15 protein-coding genes are annotated in these 19,708 nt (G+C 64.2%); 5 read left to right on the forward strand and 10 right to left on the reverse strand.

Annotation, left to right across the window (positions count from 1 at the left end; all coding sequences use genetic code 11):
• The first annotated feature begins 4 nt into the window (after positions 1 to 4).
• Positions 5 to 5,239: an AIDA repeat-containing protein gene (locus G3O01_RS33990; RefSeq protein WP_205811368.1), complete on the forward strand. Its 5,235-nt coding sequence runs from the start codon at positions 5 to 7 to the stop codon at positions 5,237 to 5,239.
• Positions 5,240 to 5,317: 78 nt separating this feature from the next.
• Here the strand turns inward: G3O01_RS33990 and G3O01_RS33995 are convergent, their stop codons facing one another.
• Genes G3O01_RS33995 through G3O01_RS34010 form a run of 4 tightly spaced genes read right to left on the reverse strand, consistent with a single transcriptional unit; the run spans position 5,318 to position 8,046 of the window.
• Positions 5,318 to 6,151 carry an AraC family transcriptional regulator gene (locus tag G3O01_RS33995; RefSeq protein ID WP_205811369.1) on the reverse strand — a complete coding sequence of 278 codons (834 nt, stop codon included), beginning with the start codon at positions 6,149 to 6,151 and terminating at the stop codon, positions 5,318 to 5,320.
• Entirely contained in the window at positions 6,148 to 6,870 is a 723-nt protein-coding gene (locus tag G3O01_RS34000) for an NAD(P)H-dependent oxidoreductase (RefSeq protein WP_205811370.1), read from the reverse strand. Before G3O01_RS34000 ends, G3O01_RS33995 begins: the two co-directional genes overlap by 4 nt.
• Positions 6,863 to 7,597 (reverse strand): enoyl-CoA hydratase-related protein, encoded by a 735-nt coding sequence (locus G3O01_RS34005; RefSeq protein WP_205811371.1) that lies wholly within the window; start codon positions 7,595 to 7,597, stop codon positions 6,863 to 6,865. Before G3O01_RS34005 ends, G3O01_RS34000 begins: the two co-directional genes overlap by 8 nt.
• Entirely contained in the window at positions 7,594 to 8,046 is a 453-nt protein-coding gene (locus G3O01_RS34010) for a DUF2000 domain-containing protein (protein WP_205811372.1), read from the reverse strand. The genes G3O01_RS34005 and G3O01_RS34010 overlap by 4 nt, the downstream gene beginning before the upstream one ends.
• Before the next feature lie 351 nt (positions 8,047 to 8,397).
• Between G3O01_RS34010 and G3O01_RS34015 the strand changes: the two genes are divergently transcribed.
• Positions 8,398 to 10,065, forward strand: coding sequence for a GMC family oxidoreductase N-terminal domain-containing protein (locus G3O01_RS34015; protein WP_205811373.1), 1,668 nt, complete (start codon positions 8,398 to 8,400; stop codon positions 10,063 to 10,065).
• A 108-nt stretch (positions 10,066 to 10,173) separates the two neighbouring features.
• On the forward strand, positions 10,174 to 12,087 hold the full coding sequence (locus G3O01_RS34020; RefSeq protein WP_205811374.1) for an alkyl sulfatase dimerization domain-containing protein: 1,914 nt from the start codon (positions 10,174 to 10,176) through the stop codon (positions 12,085 to 12,087).
• Between the two features lie 48 nt (positions 12,088 to 12,135).
• Here the strand turns inward: G3O01_RS34020 and G3O01_RS34025 are convergent, their stop codons facing one another.
• The 3 genes from G3O01_RS34025 to G3O01_RS34035 all read right to left on the reverse strand — a co-directional run bounded on the left by G3O01_RS34025 (position 12,136) and on the right by G3O01_RS34035 (position 14,750).
• Positions 12,136 to 12,543, reverse strand: a complete 408-nt coding sequence (locus G3O01_RS34025; protein ID WP_205811416.1) for a VOC family protein — start codon at positions 12,541 to 12,543, stop codon at positions 12,136 to 12,138.
• Between the two features lie 192 nt (positions 12,544 to 12,735).
• Positions 12,736 to 13,347: a TetR/AcrR family transcriptional regulator gene (locus tag G3O01_RS34030; protein ID WP_205811375.1), complete on the reverse strand. Its 612-nt coding sequence runs from the start codon at positions 13,345 to 13,347 to the stop codon at positions 12,736 to 12,738.
• A gap of 365 nt (positions 13,348 to 13,712) precedes the next feature.
• Positions 13,713 to 14,750, reverse strand: a complete 1,038-nt coding sequence (locus G3O01_RS34035; RefSeq protein WP_205811417.1) for a LysR family transcriptional regulator — start codon at positions 14,748 to 14,750, stop codon at positions 13,713 to 13,715.
• Positions 14,751 to 15,145: 395 nt separating this feature from the next.
• Between G3O01_RS34035 and G3O01_RS34040 the strand changes: the two genes are divergently transcribed.
• Positions 15,146 to 15,643 (forward strand): Ohr family peroxiredoxin, encoded by a 498-nt coding sequence (locus tag G3O01_RS34040; RefSeq protein WP_205811376.1) that lies wholly within the window; start codon positions 15,146 to 15,148, stop codon positions 15,641 to 15,643.
• Positions 15,644 to 15,748: 105 nt separating this feature from the next.
• On the opposite strand, the gene G3O01_RS34045 is transcribed toward G3O01_RS34040, so the two are convergent.
• Together G3O01_RS34045 and G3O01_RS34050 are read right to left on the reverse strand one after the other, a co-directional pair.
• On the reverse strand, positions 15,749 to 16,582 hold the full coding sequence (locus G3O01_RS34045; protein WP_205811377.1) for a ThiF family adenylyltransferase: 834 nt from the start codon (positions 16,580 to 16,582) through the stop codon (positions 15,749 to 15,751).
• A gap of 54 nt (positions 16,583 to 16,636) precedes the next feature.
• Positions 16,637 to 18,022, reverse strand: coding sequence for an MFS transporter (locus G3O01_RS34050; RefSeq protein WP_205811378.1), 1,386 nt, complete (start codon positions 18,020 to 18,022; stop codon positions 16,637 to 16,639).
• Positions 18,023 to 18,301: 279 nt separating this feature from the next.
• On the opposite strand from G3O01_RS34050, the gene G3O01_RS34055 reads away from it, so the two are divergent.
• Positions 18,302 to 18,622, forward strand: a complete 321-nt coding sequence (locus G3O01_RS34055; RefSeq protein ID WP_205811379.1) for a pyrimidine/purine nucleoside phosphorylase — start codon at positions 18,302 to 18,304, stop codon at positions 18,620 to 18,622.
• Between the two features lie 51 nt (positions 18,623 to 18,673).
• On the opposite strand, the gene G3O01_RS34060 is transcribed toward G3O01_RS34055, so the two are convergent.
• Positions 18,674 to 19,633 (reverse strand): LysR substrate-binding domain-containing protein, encoded by a 960-nt coding sequence (locus G3O01_RS34060; RefSeq protein WP_205811380.1) that lies wholly within the window; start codon positions 19,631 to 19,633, stop codon positions 18,674 to 18,676.
• Positions 19,634 to 19,708: the final 75 nt, after the last annotated feature.

Here is a 19,708-nt window from a genome sequence, read left to right on the forward strand (position 1 = left end):
AACAATGAAAAGAATGACGTGGCGTCGCGTGGACGCCGCGCGCGCGCTCGGCCGCCGCTACCGCCGATGCTCGCGCCTGCTCGGCATGCTGCTCGCCGCGCTGACGATCCAGCCATGGTTCGCACAAGGCGCGCTCGCACAGACGACGGTCGCCGCAGGCGACACCGAGACGGGCGCAACGATCGGCGGCACTGAGAACGTACTCGGCAGGACGGTCAGCAATAGCGTGACTTCGGGTGGCCAGCAGAACGTGCTGTCGGGCGGCGTGACCAGCAACACGAGCGTCGGCTCCGGCGGCACACAAACGGTCTCGGCAGGCGGCGTTGCGCAAAGCACGGGCGTCGCGGCTGGCGGGAGTGTCGTGGTTTCGTCGGGCGGGACGGCGCGTGCAACGGCAGTCAATGGCGGCACGGACATCGTGAGTGCGGGCGGCGTGGCAAGCGGCACGATCCTGACGGGTGGTGGATCCGAAGTCGTGTCTTCAGGTGGCCTCGCGCGCGGCACGACAGTCAGTTCCGGCGGAACCATCACGGTGTCGGCTGGCGCCACTGCTTCACGCACGACGGTTTCGTCGGGCGGCATCGACTCGGTCTATGGCACCGACACATCCGCCACCATCAGCAGCGGCGCGTCGCAGCACGTCTTCTCGGGCGGCACGGCAAGCGCGACCACCGTGCTCGGCGGCGGACAGAGCATCGTCAGCAGCGGCGGTTCGGCCGTCGGCGCGATCCTCAGCGGCGGTACGCTCACCGTATCCGCGGGCGGCCACGCGACCCGCACCACGCTCAACGCGGGCAGTGTCGAAAACGTCGCGGGCATCGATACCTCGGCGACTGTCGGCGCGGGTGGCCGGCTGATCGTATCGTCGGGCGGAGTGGCGAGCGCGACGGCCGTCAACAACGGTGGCCAGGCGAGCGTCGGCAGCGGCGGTTCGGTGGTGAGTGCCGTCGTGAGCGGCGGCACGCTGGCGGTCTCGGCCGGCGGCTCGGCGCTATCGACGAAACTTTCCGCTGGCGGCACCGAAAACGTTCAAGGCACCGACACCTCGGCGATGGTCGGCAGCGGCGGCACGCAGAACGTGCTGAGCGGCGGCGTCGCAACCGGCGCGACCATCAGCAACGGCGGGCGGCAGACAGTATCGTCAGGCGGCACGACGACCAGTACGACGGTGTTGTCGGGCGGCACCATCGCGGTGTCGGGCGGCGCGAGCGCGACGGGCATCGTGCAGTCGAGCGGCGCGGCGCTCATCACGGATACGTCCGCGACGGTGAGCGGCATCAACGGCGACGGCAACACGTTCGCCATTTCGGGCGGCATCGCGAACAACATCCTGCTCGAAAACGGCGGCACGCTAACCGTGCTGTCGGGCAATTCGGCGACCAATACGCATGTCGTCAATCAGGGCTCGGCTGTCGTCGTTGCGGGCGGCACGACCAGTTCGACGACAGTCGGCAACGGCGGCACGCTGTCCGTATCGTCGGGAGCAACGGCAACCAATGTCACGCAGCAGTCGGGCGCTGCGCTGATCACCAATACGTCGGCGACAGTCACCGGCACCAATACCGCGAACGGCACGACCAACCCGTTCTCGATCTCGAACGGCGTCGCGCAAGACGTGTTTCTCGAAGGCGGCGGCTCGCTGACCGTGCTCAATGGCACGACGGCGAACGGAACGCAGGTCGGCAATCGCGGCAGCGCAATCGTGCAGAACGGCGGGCAGGCGAACAACACGACGGTGAGCAACGGTGGACAGTTGCTCGTATCGTCGGGCGGCTCGGCCAGCAGCGCAACGATCAACAACGGCGGTCAGCTTGTCGTGTCGGGCGGCGGCACGGTCGTCAATGTGACGCAAAGCTCGGGCGCGGCGCTCATCACCAATACATCGGCGATGGTGACCGGCAACAACGCGAGCGGTTCGTTCAGCATCGTCGGCGGCAATGCGCAGAACGTGATCGTCGAGAACGGTGGGCAACTGTCGGTGCTGAACGGCGATGTCGCCACGCAGACCACGGCGGGCAGCGGCGGCCTCGTGGTGGTCTCGGCGGACGGATCGACGGTCGATACAACCGTCAGCAGCGGCGGCACGCAAACGGTACTGACCAGCGGCAGCGCCACGTCGACCACAGTGTCGAGCGGCGGCCGGCTCAACGTCTCGTCGGGCGGCACGGCCATCGATGTCGATCAACTGGCAGGCGCTGCGCTCGTGACCAACACATCGGCGACCGTGTCGGGCGTCAACGCAAGCGGCTCGTTTTCGATCGTCAGCGGTATCGCGCAAAACGTGATCGTCGAAAACGGCGGCGCGTTGACGGTGCTCGCGGGCAACTCGGCATTCAACACCTCGGTCGGCAGCGGCGGCCTGGAAACCGTGTTGGCCGGCGGCACGGCGAGCGGCTCGTTCGTGACGTCGGGCGGTTCCGAGGTTATATCGGCGGGCGGCAAGGCGATCGGCACCACGGTGGCGTCCAACGGATCGCAGACGGTGTTCGGCACGGCTTCCGGCACAACGGCGATCGCCGGCGGCAACGTGATCGTCAGCGCGGGCGGCACGACCAGCGGCACGGTCGTCAGCAGCGGCGGCAAGGAGATCGTGTCGTCGGGCGGCACGACGCAAGGCACGCAGGTCGTGTCCGGCGGGCAGCAGGACGTCGCGGGCGGCACGACCAGCAACACGCAGGTTAGCAGTGGCGGCCAGCAGCTGGTGTCGTCGGGCGGCATCACGCGCGGCACGCAGGTGAGCAGCGGCGCAACGCAGGTCGTGCTGTCGGGCGGCGCGGTGAGCGGCACGGTAGTCAGCGGCGGCACGCAATACGTGTCGGCTGGCGGCACTGCGGCGGGAACGTCGGTTGGGAGCGGCGGATCGAGCTTCGTGATGTCGGGCGGTTCCGCAAGCGGTACGGTGGTGACGAGCGGCGGCGCGTCGGTCGTGAACTCGGGCGGGACCGCGAGCGGCACTACCGTAAGCAGTGGCGGCAGCGAGGTCGTATCGGGCGGGACGACGGTCGGGACATCGGTTGGCAGCGGCGGGCAGCAGGCTGTGACGGCGGGCGGCACGGCGAGCGGCACAACGGTTGCATCGGGCGGATCGCAGGCGGTCAGTTCGGGCGGGGTCACGTCGGGTACATCGGTCGCATCGGGCGGCTTGCAGACGGTCGGCGCGGGCGGCATCACGAACGGGACGTCGGTTGCGTCGGGCGGCTCGCAGACGGTTAGCTCGGGTGGCGTCACATCGGGGACGTCGGTTGCGTCGGGCGGATCGCAAACGGTTAGCTCGGGTGGCGTCGCATCGGGGACGTCGGTCGCGTCAGGCGGATCGCAAACGGTTAGCTCGGGTGGCGTCGCATCGGGCACGTCGGTCGCGTCAGGCGGCTTGCAAACGGTCGGATCGGGCGGCATCACCTCCGGCACGCTAGTCGCGTCGGGCGGCACGCAGGATGTGCTGTCGGGCGGCACCGCGAACGGTTCGATCGTCGCGAGCGGCGGCCTGCAAACCGTATCGAGCGGCGCGAGCGTAAGCGGCACGCAGGTGCTGAGCGGCGGCACGCAGCAACTGTTCGGATCGCTGACGAATCCTGTCGTGTCGGCAGGCGGCACGCTGACGATCGGCCAGGGCACCGCGGCGGGCGAACTGGTCGGCAACACCGTCAACGACGGCCTGCTGGTGTTCAACCGCCCCGATGCGATCACCTACGCGGGCAACGTCACGGGCGCGGGCCGCATCGAGCAGCGAGGCACAGGCACCGTCGTGCTGAACGGCGACAGTCATCTGTTCACGGGCGCGACGGAAGTGATGACCGGCACGCTAGCCGTCGGCGATATCAGCAACCCGGCCGCGCAGTTGGGCGGCGATGTGATCGTCGACGCACCCGGCACCTTGCGCGGACATGGCTCGATTTCCGGCAGCGTGACGAACAACGGCGTCGTGATGCCGGGCGGCTCGATCGGCACGCTGACGGTGGCCGGAAACTATACGCAGGCCAGCACGGCGACGCTTTCGATCGAAGTCAGCCCGACGTCGGGCTCGCAGTTGCGCGTCGGCGGCGCGGCCACGCTGAACGGCGGGCTGAGCATTCAGTACGATCCCGGCACCTATCAGGCAACGCGTTACGCGATCGTCACCGCGAGCGCGGGTGTGAACGGACGCTTCACCCATGTGTCGGGCACGCTCGCCAGTGGCGCGAATCTCGGCACGTTGCAGCAATCGGTCGAATACACCGCGAACGAAGTCGATCTGGTGTTGACCGGGCTCGGCCAGCAATCGCCCGACGGCACCGCGCCGACGGGCGGGACGACGGGCGTGGTGATTATTGCGCCGGCCGACACGAGCATCTACACCGCGCTCGGCACGACACTCGCGCTGTCCGCCCAGGCGACGAATGCGGCGCTGCTCGAACGCGTGGCGTTGACGGACTATGAGATGGTCGGCAAATCGGTGTGGGCGAACGCCGTCGGTTCGCAGACGAAAGTGCACGGCACGGGCAGCGCGCCGGGATTCGAGGCGCGCAACTATGGCTTCATTGCCGGGCTCGATCGTCGGGTCGGCGCGTACACGGTCGGCGTGGCGGGCAGCTACAACCACAACGACATCAGCGAGGACACCACCGGCGACTCCGGCACCACGGATGCGCTGCGCGCCGCGCTGTACGGCGCGCGAACGTTCGGCCCCGTCGACGTTTCCGCGACACTCGGCGCGGGCGTCGATTTTCTGTCGCAGAAGCGGCCATTCGGCGCGGTCGGCACAGCCGAAGGCGACCACATGGGACAAGAGGCGTCGGCTGCTGCGCAGGCGGCGCTGCCGCTCGCGCTCGGCAGCGTCAAGGTGACGCCGCGCATCGGCATGCGCTTTTCGTACCTGCACGCGAATGGCTTCAGTGAAAGCGGCGCGAATGGCCAGGACCTGTCGGTCGGCACTGACACCGTGCGCAGCCTGCAACCCTACGCGCAGATCTCGTTCGACAAGGACTTCGGCAACCAGCTACGGCCGATGAAGTTCGAGCTGCGCGTCGGCTATGCACGCGAGTTGCTCGGCACGGGTCGCACGGTGACGGTCGGTGCGCAGGACGGGACACTGTTCGCCGCGTCGGGTACCACGCTGCCGCGCGATCAGCTCACGGCCGGCGTCAGTATCGGCATGCAGCCGACGAAGTCGCTGAGCGTGTCGATCGACTACGATGCGCTGATCGCGACCAGTCACACGTCGGCGCAGGCCGCGCATCTGCAGGTGGGTTACCGGTTCTGACGTGCGGCTCGCAGGCGGCATGCTTCGGCATGCCGCCGCCGTTACCCTGCCCGCTCACGTGCAAGCAAGCTAAACCAGTCAAGAAAACGCCGCCTGATAGACCTTCGGCGTCACGCCCGTCTGTTGCTTGAACACACGCGTGAAATGCGACTGATCGGCAAAACCGGTTCGTGCGCCGACTTCTGCAATAGGCCGCCCCGACCGCAGCATCGGCATTGCGTGACGCACGCGCTCTTGTTGCTGGAACGCATGCGGGCTCAGCCCGACTTCCCGTTCGAACGCGCGCAGCAGTACGAAAGGCGTCACGCCGAATTCGCTGGCCAGCGTCGACAGCGTGAGCCGTGCATGCAGGTCATCGCATAGCCGGCTCTTGACCGCGCGAACGAGCGTGGGCTCGCGGCGCACCACGGGCAGGCGATCAGCGTGGCCCGCGTGCCGCGCATGCAGACCAACGACAGCACAGGCAAGCGCCTCGCTGCGCTTGAACGGATCGTCATCCACTTCCGAGCACCAGTTCACGCCGTACAGATAACGCGAGACATCCGCATCGACGATGAACGGACTCGTCACGTCGAACCGCTCGCGTCGCGCAATGCCGAGCCGCTCGCAATACGCCGCGAGCGCCTCAGGCTGCACGTGTTCAACGCGCATTTTCCAGTGGCCATCGCCAGCGGCGGCGCCTGAATGCACGGTATCCGCATCGATGACGATCACGTCGCCGCGATGGCACACACGCCGCTCCTGCCGCACTTCGACGGCGAGTGCGCCGCCCGTGATAACGGCGAGGCAATGCGTGTCATGCGTATGCGGCGGATAGCGGTGGCCGACGAACTGCCCTTTGAGCATGACGGCATCCATCACGTCGGGTGCGCGCCAGACTTTGACGGAAGGTGTCGGCAAGGTGGCTTTCATCGCGATGCGACCTGTGGGAGCGGACGAAAAATATCATCATAGTCCTCCAGCCGCGGCATCGTCAGCGACGGCTGCGCATCCAGCCGCTCGACGAAATCGCCCCAACGCAGCATCATGTCCGCGCGCTCTTCCGGCGAACAGTACGGAACATGCCACGCGAAGAACGGTTCGAGCACTTCGTAGCCGACATAACCGAGCGTGCCCTGCAGCAGATGACGCAGCATGCCGCGCGCAAGTTCGCCGTGAATCCCCTGCTCACCAAACATATGCTCGCGCCCACCGAGCGTCACGCCGATCACGGCGCGCTTGCCCGCCATCCCGCCCCGCGCATAGATGCGCTTGCCGCCATACAGTGCGCCCGACAGGAAACATCGGTCGATCCAGCCTTTCACGATGGCCGGCACCGAAAACCAGTAGAGCGGAAACACGAGCATCAGGATATCGCTCGATAGCAACGCATCGACTTCACGCTGGATATCAGGCGCCACGGCGTCGTGTTCGAGTGCGTGGCGCTGCTCCAGCGCATAGACGAGATAGTCGCTGTTGGCGCGCTCGCTGAAATCGCTGGCCCGCACGACGGGATCGAAATCGAGCGCATACAGATCCGAAAAGGTCACGACGTCGCCGCGCAGTGTCAGACGGCGCTGGGCTTCGTGGGCCATGGCCGTGCAGAAAGAGCGCGGCTCCGGGTGGGCATGGACGACGTGGACTTTACGCATGCGGGATCGACCTCCAGCGAACGGCGGGAATGTACGCGTTGAGATACGCGAGTTCATGATCGACAGCTTGTGCAGCGGCCAACGTCGCGCCCTCGCGCAACAGGCGCCGAGTAGCCTGAAGCGCACTAGGCGGCTTCGACGCGAGGTACGTCGCGTATTCGCCTGCCGCTGCACGCACGTCGGCATCGGCTACGACGCGCGAAACGAAGCCGCGTGCCAGCGCTTCCTCAGCCGTGACCGGGCGGCCGCTCATCAACCAGTCGCGCGCGACCAGATCGCCGACGCGCCGCGCGAGCAACGCCGTCGCACCCGCTTCCGGGACGATGCCGAGGTCTGCAAACGGGAAGCGGAACATCGCGCTTTCGCCCGCAACCACCCAGTCGGCGTGCAGCAGCATCGTCGCGCCGAAACCTACGGCCGCGCCGTTGACCGCGGCGACGAGCGGTTTCGGTTGCGCGACAAACGCATGGATACAGCGCGTGACTGCGCCATCGGCCGACTGCGGCCAGAGCGAGCCGAATTCGGCCGTATCGTGGCCCGCGCAGAAGCAATCGCGGGTTCCGTGCAGCAGGATGCAATGGACGCGCACGTCGCCCTGCGCGAGCAGCAACGCGTTGGCGAGAGCATCGAACATCGTGCCGTTGAGCGCATTGCGCTTCGCCCGCCGATCGATGCCAATCGACCAGATCTGCCCGTCGAGCTGCGAAGTGATGTTGGCCGTCGTCATGCGAACAGCGACAGGCCGCCGACCAGTTTGCCGATTCTGTTCTTCGGCCCGACGAGCCCGACCGCGAGGTATTGCAGCGAATCGCCAGTGAACGTGTGCACGGCATCGAGGAATGCGCTGTAGTCGGTCGTGGTCTGCCCTTGCACGGGAAAATCCACCACGTCGCAATGCGGCAGCGATTTCTCGCGCAGCACGCTCAACTGCTCGGCTGTTGCCTTCAGCACGGGAATCCCGATCGGGATCAGACCCGGATGCGCGGTGCCGTCGCCCTCTCGCAGCGGCGCACCGACCAGATGGCTGTGCCGCTGCCCCAGCGTAAAGGCCACGACGGCGGCAGCGTTCGACGCCTTGCCCGGCGTCAGCGCCTCATCTACGACGATGACGCAGCGCGCGGGTTTGGCTGCAACTTCCGTATCGTTCGACGGTTGTGCTTCTGCTTGCAAAGACAATTCCCTTCTCCTGATGAACCAACCTTGAGGAGCATGCTAGGGAAAGCCGGATCAAAAGTATTGGACGATTTTGCAGCGCATTGATTGACCGGCGGCAAGCCCAGTGAAAGATGCATCCTGCCCGCCACACTCCTACCCGATTTGGGTAGTCCCGCCATTCCGCCTGTGCCTCTATCGTCATAGCGCGTGATCTCACGCGTGCCCGGCGAACGATGGCCTCCTCATTCCCCGCAGCACGCTTAAAGCGCCCTGGAGACGGGCACGCGACCGGCCGTTCGATCCTGCCGCGTCGCGAATAAAGCAGACACGGACGGCGCACGTGCCGTTCGCAAAACGAAAAGGAATCCATCGATGATCCGGTCTTCCTCACCTGCCGTATCCGGCGAGTACGACTATCTCGTGATCGGCGCCGGCTCGGCCGGTTGCGCCGTCGCGGGACGCCTGTCGGACGATCCCACCGTCAGCGTCGCCGTGCTCGAAAACGGCGGCCCCGACGATCATTACCTGATCTGGACACCCGTCGGACTCGCCAAAACCGTCGTCAAGCCCGGTCCGTACAACTATGGCTACTACACCGAACCCCAACCGGCACTCGAAGGCCGCCGCAGCTACCAGCCGCGGGGGCGCGTGCTCGGCGGCTCATCGTCGCTCAACGGCATGGTGTATATCCGCGGCCATCGCAAAGACTACGACGACTGGGCAGCGCAAGGTTGCGCGGGCTGGAGCTATGACGACGTGCTGCCGTATTTCAGGCGAAGCGAAAACAACACGCGCTTTGCAGGCACAGCAAACCCATGGCATGGAACGGAAGGTCCGCTGTATGTCAACGACCTGCGTTCGCCGAACCCGTTTTGCCGGCATTTCCTGCAGGCCGCGCAACAGGCCGGCCACACGCTGAACGACGATTTCAACGGCGCAGACCAGGAAGGCTTCGGCTACTACCAGGTGACCCAGCACAACGGCGAACGCTGGAACGCGGCACGCGCGTATCTGCATCGCGGCAAGACCGACGATGGGCACTTCAACGGTGGCCGTCACAACCTGCACGTGCTGACCGGCACACTCGCGTTGCGCCTCGTGTTCGAAGGCCAGCGCGCAGTGGGCGTGGTGGTCTCGCGCGACGGCGTCGAGCAGACGCTGCGCGCGCGCCGCGAGGTGATCGTCAGCGGCGGCGTGTTCAATTCGCCGCAACTGCTGCTCGCATCGGGCATCGGTCCGGCAAAGCACCTGCAGGAGATGGGCGTCGACGTGCGTCACGATCTGCCCGGTGTCGGCGAGAACCTGCAGGACCATCTCGACGTCGTGCTCAATACGCAACTCGACAGCACCGAGCTGTTCGGCGCGACCTTGCGCGGCGGCTTCCGGCTGCTCAAGGAGATCCGCCGATACCGGCGCCAGCGCGACGGCATGCTGAGTTCGAACTTCGTCGAAGCGGGTGCGTTCGTGAAGAGCCGCCCTGAGCTGGATCGTCCCGATCTCAATCTCGTGTTCACGGTCGCGCTGATCGGCAATCGCAACATGGGCAGCCGGCGCAAGCTGGGGCACGGCTATTCCGGGCACATCTGCGTGCTGCGGCCGGAAAGCCGTGGGGTCGTCCGCCTTCGCTCGCCCGACATGCGCGAAGCACCGCTGATCGACACGCGCCTGATGAGCGCGCCGCGCGACATGGAAACGCTGATCGCCGGCATTCACATCATGCGCGATGTGTTCAATCAACCCGCGATGAAAGACCTTGGCGGGCGCGAGATGAAAAGCGAGAGCTTCGCCAGCGAGGACAGCCTGCGCGCGTTCGTGCGCAGCCACGCCGATTGCCTGTATCACCCAGTCGGCACCTGCCGGATGGGCGCGTCGAACGATCCTCGCGCCGTCGTCGATTCCGAGTTGCGCGTGAGAGGCGTCGAAAGGCTGCGGGTGGTCGACTGTTCGATCATGCCGACGCTGATCGGCGGCAATACGAACGCGCCCGCCATGATGATCGGCGAGAAAGCCGCCGACATGATTCGCGCCGCCGCGCGCTGATTGCCGCAAGTTGCGGCGGCGCGATGCCTTGCGGCGCTGCACGTAAAAACAATCAATGGAGATGAGCCGTCGCGCGCCACGGCGCGGACTGCCGAACAGGAGCATCTGATGTCATATCCAGTCTCGTTTGAACCGCTGCCGGCGTCCGCCGCGACCGTAACCGAGCAGGCGCGCGCGCTGCGCGAGTTGCCGCCGGACGACCCGCTCGAAGAAGCCGACGCGCGGCGCGGTTTCATCGGCACGATACCGGACGCGGAAATTCGCGGCACCTATGATCAACTCGTCTGGAGCCTTGCCGACTATGGCTTTCTCGAAGACGAACACGCGCCCGCCACCGCGCATCCCGCGTTATGGCGTCACGCCCGCCTGAACATGCTGCACGGCCTGTTCAAGGTGACGGAGCGCATCTATCAGGTCAGAGGCTTCGACGTCTCGAACATCACGTTTATCGAGGGCGACAGCGGACTGATCGTGATCGATCCGCTCACGTGCAAGGAGACGGCTGCCGCCGCGCTCGATCTGTACTTTGTGCATCGGCCGAAGCGCCCTGTCGTGGCCGTGATCTACAGCCACAGTCACGCCGATCACTTCGGCGGCGTGCGCGGCGTGGTCAGCGAGCAGGACGTCATCGCGGGCAAGGCGGCGATCATCGCGCCCGCCGGCTTCATGAAAGAAGCGGTGTCCGAAAACGTGATGGCAGGCACGGCGATGGCGCGGCGCGCGCAGTTCCAGTTCGGGCACACGCTCGCGCGCAACGCGTGTTGCCAGATCGACGCGGGCATGGGCAAGAATATTCCGCGCGGCACGATTACGCTGATCGCGCCGACGCAACTGATCGAGCAAGCTTCGGAAACGCATCTGATAGACGGCGTCGAGATCGTTTTTCAGCTCACACCCGAAAGCGAAGCGCCCGCCGAGATGCATTTCTATTTCCCGCAGGAACGCGCGCTCAATCTCGCCGAGAACGGCACGCGTTCGCTGCACAATCTGTGTCCGCTGCGCGGCGCACAGGTGCGCAATGCGCAGCTATGGTCGCGCTACCTCGGCGAATCGCTGGACCGCTATGGACGCGACGCGGAAGTGGTGTTCGCGCAGCACAACTGGCCGACGTGGGGCAATGCGCGGATCGTCGGCTATCTGGAGGCGCAGCGCGATCTCTACAAGTTCCTGCACGACCAGACCGTGCGGCTGATGAATCGCGGCTTCAACGCCGTCGAAATCGCCGAGCAGATCCGTCTTCCCGACGCGCTGCTGAACACATGGCATACGCGCGGCTATTACGGCACCGTGTCGCATAACGTGAAGGCCGTCTACCAGCACTATCTGAGCTGGTACGACGGCAATCCGTCCAACCTCCACGCGCTTCCGCCGGAAGCCGCGGCGCCGCGCTATGTCGAGTACATGGGCGGCGCGCAAGCGATGCTCGAACGCGCCCGCATCGACTTCGAGAAAGGTCACTACCGATGGGTCGCGCAGGTGATGAATCACCTCGTCTTTGCCGAGCCGCGTTTGCGCGAAGCGCGCGAACTCGGCGCGGCCGCTCTGGAACAGATGGGTTACCAGGCGGAATCGGCGACGTGGCGCAACGCGTTCCTGCTCGGCGCGCGCGAGCTTCGCGAAGGACGCGGCGCTTCGACGCAATTCAGCAACCGCAGCCGCGACATGGTGTGTGCGATTACGGAAGAGATGTTCTTCGATTACCTCGCAGTGCGGATCGATGGTCTGAAGGCACAGCACCTGAAAATGCAGATCGACTGGCAATTCACCGATCTTCACCGGCAGTTCGCGCTGAATCTGCAACACGGCGCGTTGACGTGGTCATCGTCGATCCGGCCTGTAGACGCTGATCTGCGCGTGGCGATGTCGAGGCAAACGCTGAACCGCATTCTGTGCGGAGAAACCGGCTTCAAGGATGCTGTCGGTGCGTGCGAAATCCAGTTGGACGGCAGCATCGCGTTGTTCCGCGCGATGCTCGACACGCTCGATCAGTTCGACGGCGATTTCAATGTCGTCGAACCGTAACGCCTTGCCGCGCATGCTTTTCATGCCGCGCGGCAAGGCACAGCGACATCAGTTATCGAACGTGCCGCGATACTCGGGCGAAGCGTCACGGCGCGTATTTAATTCGAACATCACGCCGCCGGGCGCCCGGCAGAAGAAACGCGAGCCGCGTCCATTGTTGAAGATGCCTGTTTCCATCTGTACGCCGTCTTCCTTGAAGCGCTCGTACAGCGCGCTGACGTCTTCGAAACTCGGCAACTCAAAGCCGACATGAAAGTTGGCCGGCCATGCGGGCACGTCGTCGCCGGCATAGTCGATCACGACATCGTAGCCAGGACGCTTGAGAATGTACGACTTCTCCCACGTGCCTGAAATCGTGAAGCCGAGATATTGCTCGAAGAACCTGGCGGTCGCGGCAGTGTCGACGGAAGGAAAGCTCAGATGGTTGAGCTTCATGCTTTGGGTAATGTCAGTCATCATCGGTCTCTCATACAGTGGCGGTAGCCCTATGCATCATCGCCTGAGGACTTCAGAATAAAAGCTGAAGCTCACCTTCAACAACTCGCATTGCGCGCACCTGTCGGATAGCGCGAAACCCGCCTGTGCAAAGGCGTTTCAGGCCATCACCACACATACGCGCGAATTCCGTTACTCACATTCATACGTCTGTCAGCCCGCGCCGGTGTTCGACAGATAGCCGAAAACAGCCGCCCGCACGCGATACTCGAGGTTCCCGATATCCGTCTCGCCACGCTCACCGGCGGCATCGACGATACCCCTCACCATCGCGAACAGGTCGCCCGCCGCGACGTCAGGATGCGCGTGCCCAGGTATTGCGCGTTTGATGATTTGCGTGGCCATGTTTTCCAGTTCTGGCTTGGCCACTTCGTCGCGCAGTGCCGGACGTCCTTCTTCGATATCAAGCAGCCTCGCGAGCCTCGGGCGTTGCAGTTGCTGGCGCACGGCCGCGCCCAGCAGATACTCGAGCGCGGCCTTGCCGTCGGGCATGCCCAGCGCGACGGCCACGTCATTGTGAAAGCGCGTCGTCTCACGGCGGATCAACGCGACAGTCAGCGCGTCCTTGCCCGGAAAGTACTGATACAGCGAGCCGATGCTGACGCCTGCCCGCGCGGCCACTGCATTCGTGTTGAATCCGTCGAAGCCTTCTGTTTCGAGTATCTGCGCGGCAGCTTCGACGATCGTCGCGACCGTCTCTTCCGAGCGCGGCTGGCTCGGCGTTTTTCGGGGGCGCAAGCGTTTTTGCGGTGTCCGCTCGTTCATTCGTCGTTCCCTGTAGAGTCTCGCGCCCGCGTTCAGGCGGTGCAACGGAAGCTATTCTACGGGGCGTTCAATCAACGCACGACGATGCGAGCCAGTTGCGAAAAGAGGTCAGATAGCGCCACTAAACGACACGGCGACCGCAAGTACGATATTGATTACAACCAGCGCGATCCAGCCGGCCAGCACCCATAGAGGTTCGACACGAAGCATGATGCCCTCCATACAGGGATCGACGGCGCATCGGTCAACCTGGCAGGTTGACCGCGTCGATATGCCTGAATGGTAGGAGGCGGGTTGTCGTATGGGTAGACACGCACGGGAACACTCAGCGTTTCCGCGGACGCACCAATGGCTGTTACCCGTGCCTAGTGCTTCACGCCCGGGCTCTCGCTTGCCAGCGAATCCAGATAAAAATCGTCGAGACAAAGCACATTCAGCGCCCGGATCCGCTCGGTCATGTAGTCGACGAATACACGGATGCGCGACGGCAAATGCTGACGGCACAGATAGCAGATGTAGTGTCCCCGATCGTCCGGAACGTACCGCCGCAATGCCATCACGAGTTCGTTGCGTGCGATGTGATCGCCTGTCTGATAGCCCGGCAGTTGTGCAATGCCGCGCCCTTCCAGCACTGCGCGCAACACGAGTTCGGAATCGTTGAAGGTCAATCGGGCCGTCGGCAGCACCTTGCGCATATGGCCGTCCACCTTGAACTCCCATTCGAACACGCGTCCGCCCGAGAACCTGAGATTGATGCATTCGTGCTGCGCCAGATCGTCGAGCGTCTCGGGCAGTCCGTGCCTGTCTGCATAGCGAGGCGACGCGCACAGCACCATTTGCATCGGGATCAGCTGCTTCGCAATGATGCTGGAATCTTCGATACAGCCGTCGCGAAACGCCACGTCGATCTGCTCGGCGGCGAAATCCGTCGGCCTGTCGTCCAGCAGCAGATCGACGGCAATGTCGGGGTACGCCTCGCAGAACTGCGCGAGCAACGGCGCCACGACCTTGCGCCCGAACCCCACGTTCGCGCTGATACGAAGCAGGCCGCGCGGCGGACCCTGTCGCAGGTCGAGCATGTCGTTCATCGCTTCGACGATATGCGTGACGCCCTGATTGCAGTTCTCGAAGAAGCGCTCGCCTTCGCGCGTCAAATGCGTCGAGCGCGTCGTACGAAGAAAAAGCCGCGTGCTGAGTTGCGATTCGAGCTTCTGGACGTTGCGGCTCACAGCCGATCGACCGATGCCCAGGCGCTCGCCCGCTTTCGCGAAACTGCCTTCCGTAGCGACCGCCATGAAGGCGATGATGCCCGCGTAGCTGGTCGAGAAGCAGGTGGACAAGGTGTCGGCGGGGTTCGGCAAGCCGACGCGAAAAGCATGCTGCGATGCATCCAGTTGATCCATCGACGGCTCCCACTCTTGAGATTGCGCAGCGATCTCGCTGCGAAGCGAGGCCATCAAGGAATCTGCTGAGCCCGCTGACAGGAAGGAAAGATGTGCCGCAAGTCCCGTCTACGAGACGCCTGGCGGCGCGGCCTTACGGCTGGCTTTCCCAGTGTAGGACACATCGACCGGATGTGGGACCGCATCCCGCCGCAACGCGATTCGACTGAACATAAAGCGCGCCGACGATTGACGCCAAATGGGAAACACCGTGAGTCCCGCCGTGGCTCTACCGCGACATTGTTCCGTCACTTAGCATGGGAACGGGTCCGCTGTCGCCGTACCTGTATTCGTGTGCGGCCTGCGATACCGCCGAGGGTGGTTCAAAAGTCTTGCTGCCTGGGAGAGAACAAACCATGAACAGGAAACTGGAGGCGCCCCCGCTGACGCTGCTGGATCGCTATCGTGGCAAGGAATTCGAGCCGCTGTACACGACGACGGTCACGGTATCGGGCGGCGAGACGGGACACGGCCGCGCGTCCGGCGTGGTGCGTTCCGACGACGGCAATCTGGATCTCGAACTGCGTCTGCCCACCCAGCTCGGCGGCTCCGGCGACGGAACCAACCCGGAACAGCTGTTTGCGGCAGGCTTTGCCGGCTGCTTCCACGGCGCGCTCAACCTGCTCGGCAAGCGCGCAAAAATGGAACTCGACAATATCGCCGTCGACGTACAGGTCGCCTTTGGCCGCGATCCGATGGATGGGGGCTATGCGCTAGTTATCGATGTGCGGGTGCGCATACCGGGCGTGGAGCGCGCGGTGGCGGAAGAACTGGTGCGGAACGCGGAGCGCCTGTGCCCGTACGCGAAGATGGCACGACAGGGGACGGTGAATATCGTGGCTGTCGTCGATTGAGCGGAAACGCTCAGGCGCCGTTTATCCGGCGGCCCGGAGCCGGAAAGACAACAGCCTGGCACACGTCAACATGCCAGGCTGCCAAGGGGACATCGAAGCGGTAACTCAGTACGCAATCGTCGCCGCGTCGCGCAGTTCTTCGGGCGTCGCAGTCCCGAAGCCGAAGAACTCCAGATAGGCCGGAATCATCTCGAACAGCATGTCGGTGCCGACCTGCACGTCGCAGCCCTTCTCACGCGCGGCGCGCAGAAACGGCGTGTACTCCGATTTCATCACGACTTCGCCGACAAAAGTTTGCGGCGAGATGCGCGCGACGTCGAAAGGAAGCGGATCGCCTTCCTTCATGCCGAGCGGCGTCGCGTTCACGACGACGTCATAACCATCGGGATCTTTCGAGCCCGTACGCACCGCCATTTCCGGGTAGTGCTCGCGCAAGCGCTGCGCAAGCCCTTCGGCGGAATCGGCACGCGTATCGAACAGAGCCAGCTCGCCCACGCCCGCCGCCGCCAGCGACGCTGCAATGGCCGAGCCGACGCCGCCCGATCCCGACACCAGCACGCGCGCGCCCTTCAGTTGACGCCCCTTGCGCAGCACGCCGCGCACGAAGCCTGCACCGTCGAACTGATCGCCGAGCAGCGTGCCATCGGGACGCTTGAGCACCGCGTTGCAGGCGCCCGCGATGCGCACGGCGGGCGTCACTTCATCGACCAGTCCAACCGTCGTCACCTTGTGCGGCATCGTGATGAGCGCCCCACGCAGATTGGTGAAGCGGAAGATCGACTTGAAGCTCTGCTCGTAATCTTCCGCCTTGACGCCCATCGGCACCACGACCGCGTCAATACCCTTGCGATCGAACCATGGGTTGTAAATCATCGGCGACTTGAAGCTCTCGGTCGGAAAACCGATGTGCGCGATGAGGGTGGTCTTTCCGGAAATCATGGTCGGTGGTGCTCTCTCAGGCGTCTGGATCCGCTCAGCGGGCTTTAGCGTGCTTCAGTGGGCGAATGCAGCAGCCCGTGCTGCATCGTACTCGGTCTTGTCGACGGGATGCGCGTCGGGCTTGCCGAGTTCGTCCATGTGCACACGGTACGTTTCACGGGCGCTGAATGCGGCCAGCGAGGCAATGATGGTGACCGCGAAAGCGAGCGCGCCGACCGTCAGCCAGATGTTGGTGGCTCCCGGAGGTGCCACGGCCGTGAACAGCGCGGGCAGCATGGCCGTGATCGCGGTACCGATGTTCTGTGCAATCGCCATCGCCGAAACGCGGGTGCGGGTCGGGAACAGTTCCGGGTAGAAGCTCGGGAACACGGCGTTATAGCCCTGATACACGATGCCCCACATCAGGATCGACATCACGAACGCAACCGGCACGTTATGGATGCTGATCGCGTACAGATAGGCGAAGGCGAGCAGGCCCGACAGCAGCGAACCGACGATCATCGGCGGCTTGCGGCCGATCTTGTCCGACAGGTTGCCGACGTACGGAATCACCAGCACCGCGACGATGTTGCCGACCACCGGAATCCACAGGTACACGTCTTTCGCGAAACCGATGCCGTAGGCCGGTTGCACCGCGTAGGCTGCACCGAAGATGGTGGCCACGACGGGAATCACGTTCATCAGCGCCATGCAGATCACGCGCAGGATGTTCGGCGTGCTGTACTTGAACGCGTCGATCACGGGCGACGTGGAACGCGCCGTACGTTGGCCTTCGTCCGTGAAGGCCGGCGTTTCATCGACTTTGCGGCGGATGACCCAGCCCGCGAAGATGACGACGACGCTCAGCAGGAACGGAATGCGCCAGCCCCAGACGTTGAACTGCTCGGCAGGCATGTAGTGTGCGAGCGGCAGGAACACCGCGGCGGCCAGAATCTGCCCTGCCTGCACGCCTTGCAGCGTGAAGCTGGAGTAGAAGCCGCGCCGTCCGAACGGTGCGTGCTCCAGAATCATCGAGCTGGCGCCGGAGATTTCACCCGCCACCGCGAAGCCCTGCACGAGGCGCATGAGCACGAGCAGCACGGGAGCCAGCAGACCGACCTGATCGTACGTGGGCAGCAGGCCGACGCCGATCGTCGAGAAACCCATCAGGAACATACAGGCCAGCAGCACTTTCTTGCGACCGTGCGTATCGCCGAGATGGCCGAGCACGAATGCGCCAATTGGCCGTGCGACGTAACCCACGCCGTAGGTCGCCAGCGACGCGACGATAGCCGTCGTCGCATTGCCCTTCGGAAAGAAGATCTGAGGAAAGATCAGCGCCGAAGCGGTCGCATAGATGAAGAAATCGTAGTATTCAAGCGCCGATCCGATCCAGCCGCTGGCGGCAGCTTTCTTGGATTGGTGGTTGCCTTGGGGCTCGTGTGCCGGGACTGCGGTCATGGTTGTCTCCTAGCTTGTAGGCTGACGACGCTCAGATGTCATCAGATGGACCGCAGAGTAGCGCCCCGCACCCCAGATGCACAAGAGATTACTACGATATTTCGTTCGATCATCGCGCAGATGTGCGCGATGATCGAACGCTCTGAGGGTTTCTCCGGGTTCGGAACACCTCCGGTGCAGATCCGTTAGACGTCCGCGGGGATTGGTATGATGGCGGGCTCGCGTCATTGCCAGTGGATGGCGCCGCTACTTTTCAACACGACTCATAGGAACACCGCCATGACGGCTGCAACGCAATTCGATCAGGTTTCCGTTGTCAAACGCGCCAATGTCTACTTCGACGGCAAGTGCGTGTCGCACACCGTGCTCTTCGCCGACGGCACGCGCAAGACGCTCGGCGTGATCCTGCCCGGCACGCTCAACTTCGGTACCGACGCAGCTGAACTGATGGAAGTGCAGGCAGGCAAGTGCCGCATCCGTCTCGCAGGCAGCGACGAATGGAAGACTTACGCCGCAGGCGAGTCGTTCTCGGTGCCGGCCAACAGCCGCTTCGATATCGACGTGGTCGAAACGCTCGACTACGTCTGCAGCTACCTGTAAAGCCTCACAGACGTTGCCGCGCTCACGCCCTCGCGTTCGCGGCAACCGTCATCAGGCGCGGCCCTTCGCGCTGCGCTTGCGCGCCGGTTTCGGTGCCGTCTCCGGCACGATTTTCGCCAGTTTCCCCATCAGTTCCTCATGCTCCGCGCGGAGCACTTCGACGAACGCCGAGGCCAACCGTTCGCGCGGCCGATGCGGCGGAAACAGCAGATACATCGGAAACATCACTGGCGGCGAGAACGGCCGGATAGCGATATCGGGCCCGGCGAAATCCAGCGCCACGCCCGGATGCGCCAGCGTCACGCCCATTCCGCATCGCACCAGTTCACAGCAGATCGCCGTGTATTGCGCCTCGATCGCGAGCTTGCGTTCGACACCGGCCCGCACGAACACCTCGTCCATCTGCGCGCGCGTGCCGTCGCCATGACACAGCGAGATGAACGACTCGCCTTCCAGATCTTCCGGTTTGATCACCGCCTTCGATGCGAGCCGGTGCGCAGCCGGCATCACGCAGACAGCGGCGACCTTCGAGAGCATCTCGACATCGCAATTCGATGCTTCGCTGATATACACGGCCACCCCCAGATCGCAGAACTGCGACGCGGTCCAGTGATTCACCGTGCCCGACGTGTTCACATGCAACGACACCGTCACACCAGGATGCAGCGCCTGAAACCGCTTGATCGCATGCGGCACCAGCGTAAGACCCGCTGACGGCATGGCCGCGATACGCAGACGTCCGCTGCCCAGATTGCGAATTTGCGCGGCAGCATTCGTCAGTCCCTGCAAGCCGACATACGCGCGTTCGACTTCGCGAAAGAACGCCGTGCCTTCGCTGGTCGGAATCAGCCGCACGCCGCTGCGCTGGAATAGCAGCAAGCCCGTCTCGCGTTCGAGCTGCGAAATCAGACGGCTCACGTTCGGCTGCGACGTGAAGAGCGCCTTCGCCGCCGCCGTCATCGACCCCGCCACCATGACCGCGCGGAACGCCTCGATATGTTTCAGGTTCATCGGCATCAACCCATATCAACCATGTATGGATTGCTATTTTATTCGTATTGGACGATATGACCATTGCGGACCAGA

The organism is Burkholderia sp. Ac-20365 (assembly GCF_017104715.1).
Classification (GTDB): domain Bacteria; phylum Pseudomonadota; class Gammaproteobacteria; order Burkholderiales; family Burkholderiaceae; genus Paraburkholderia.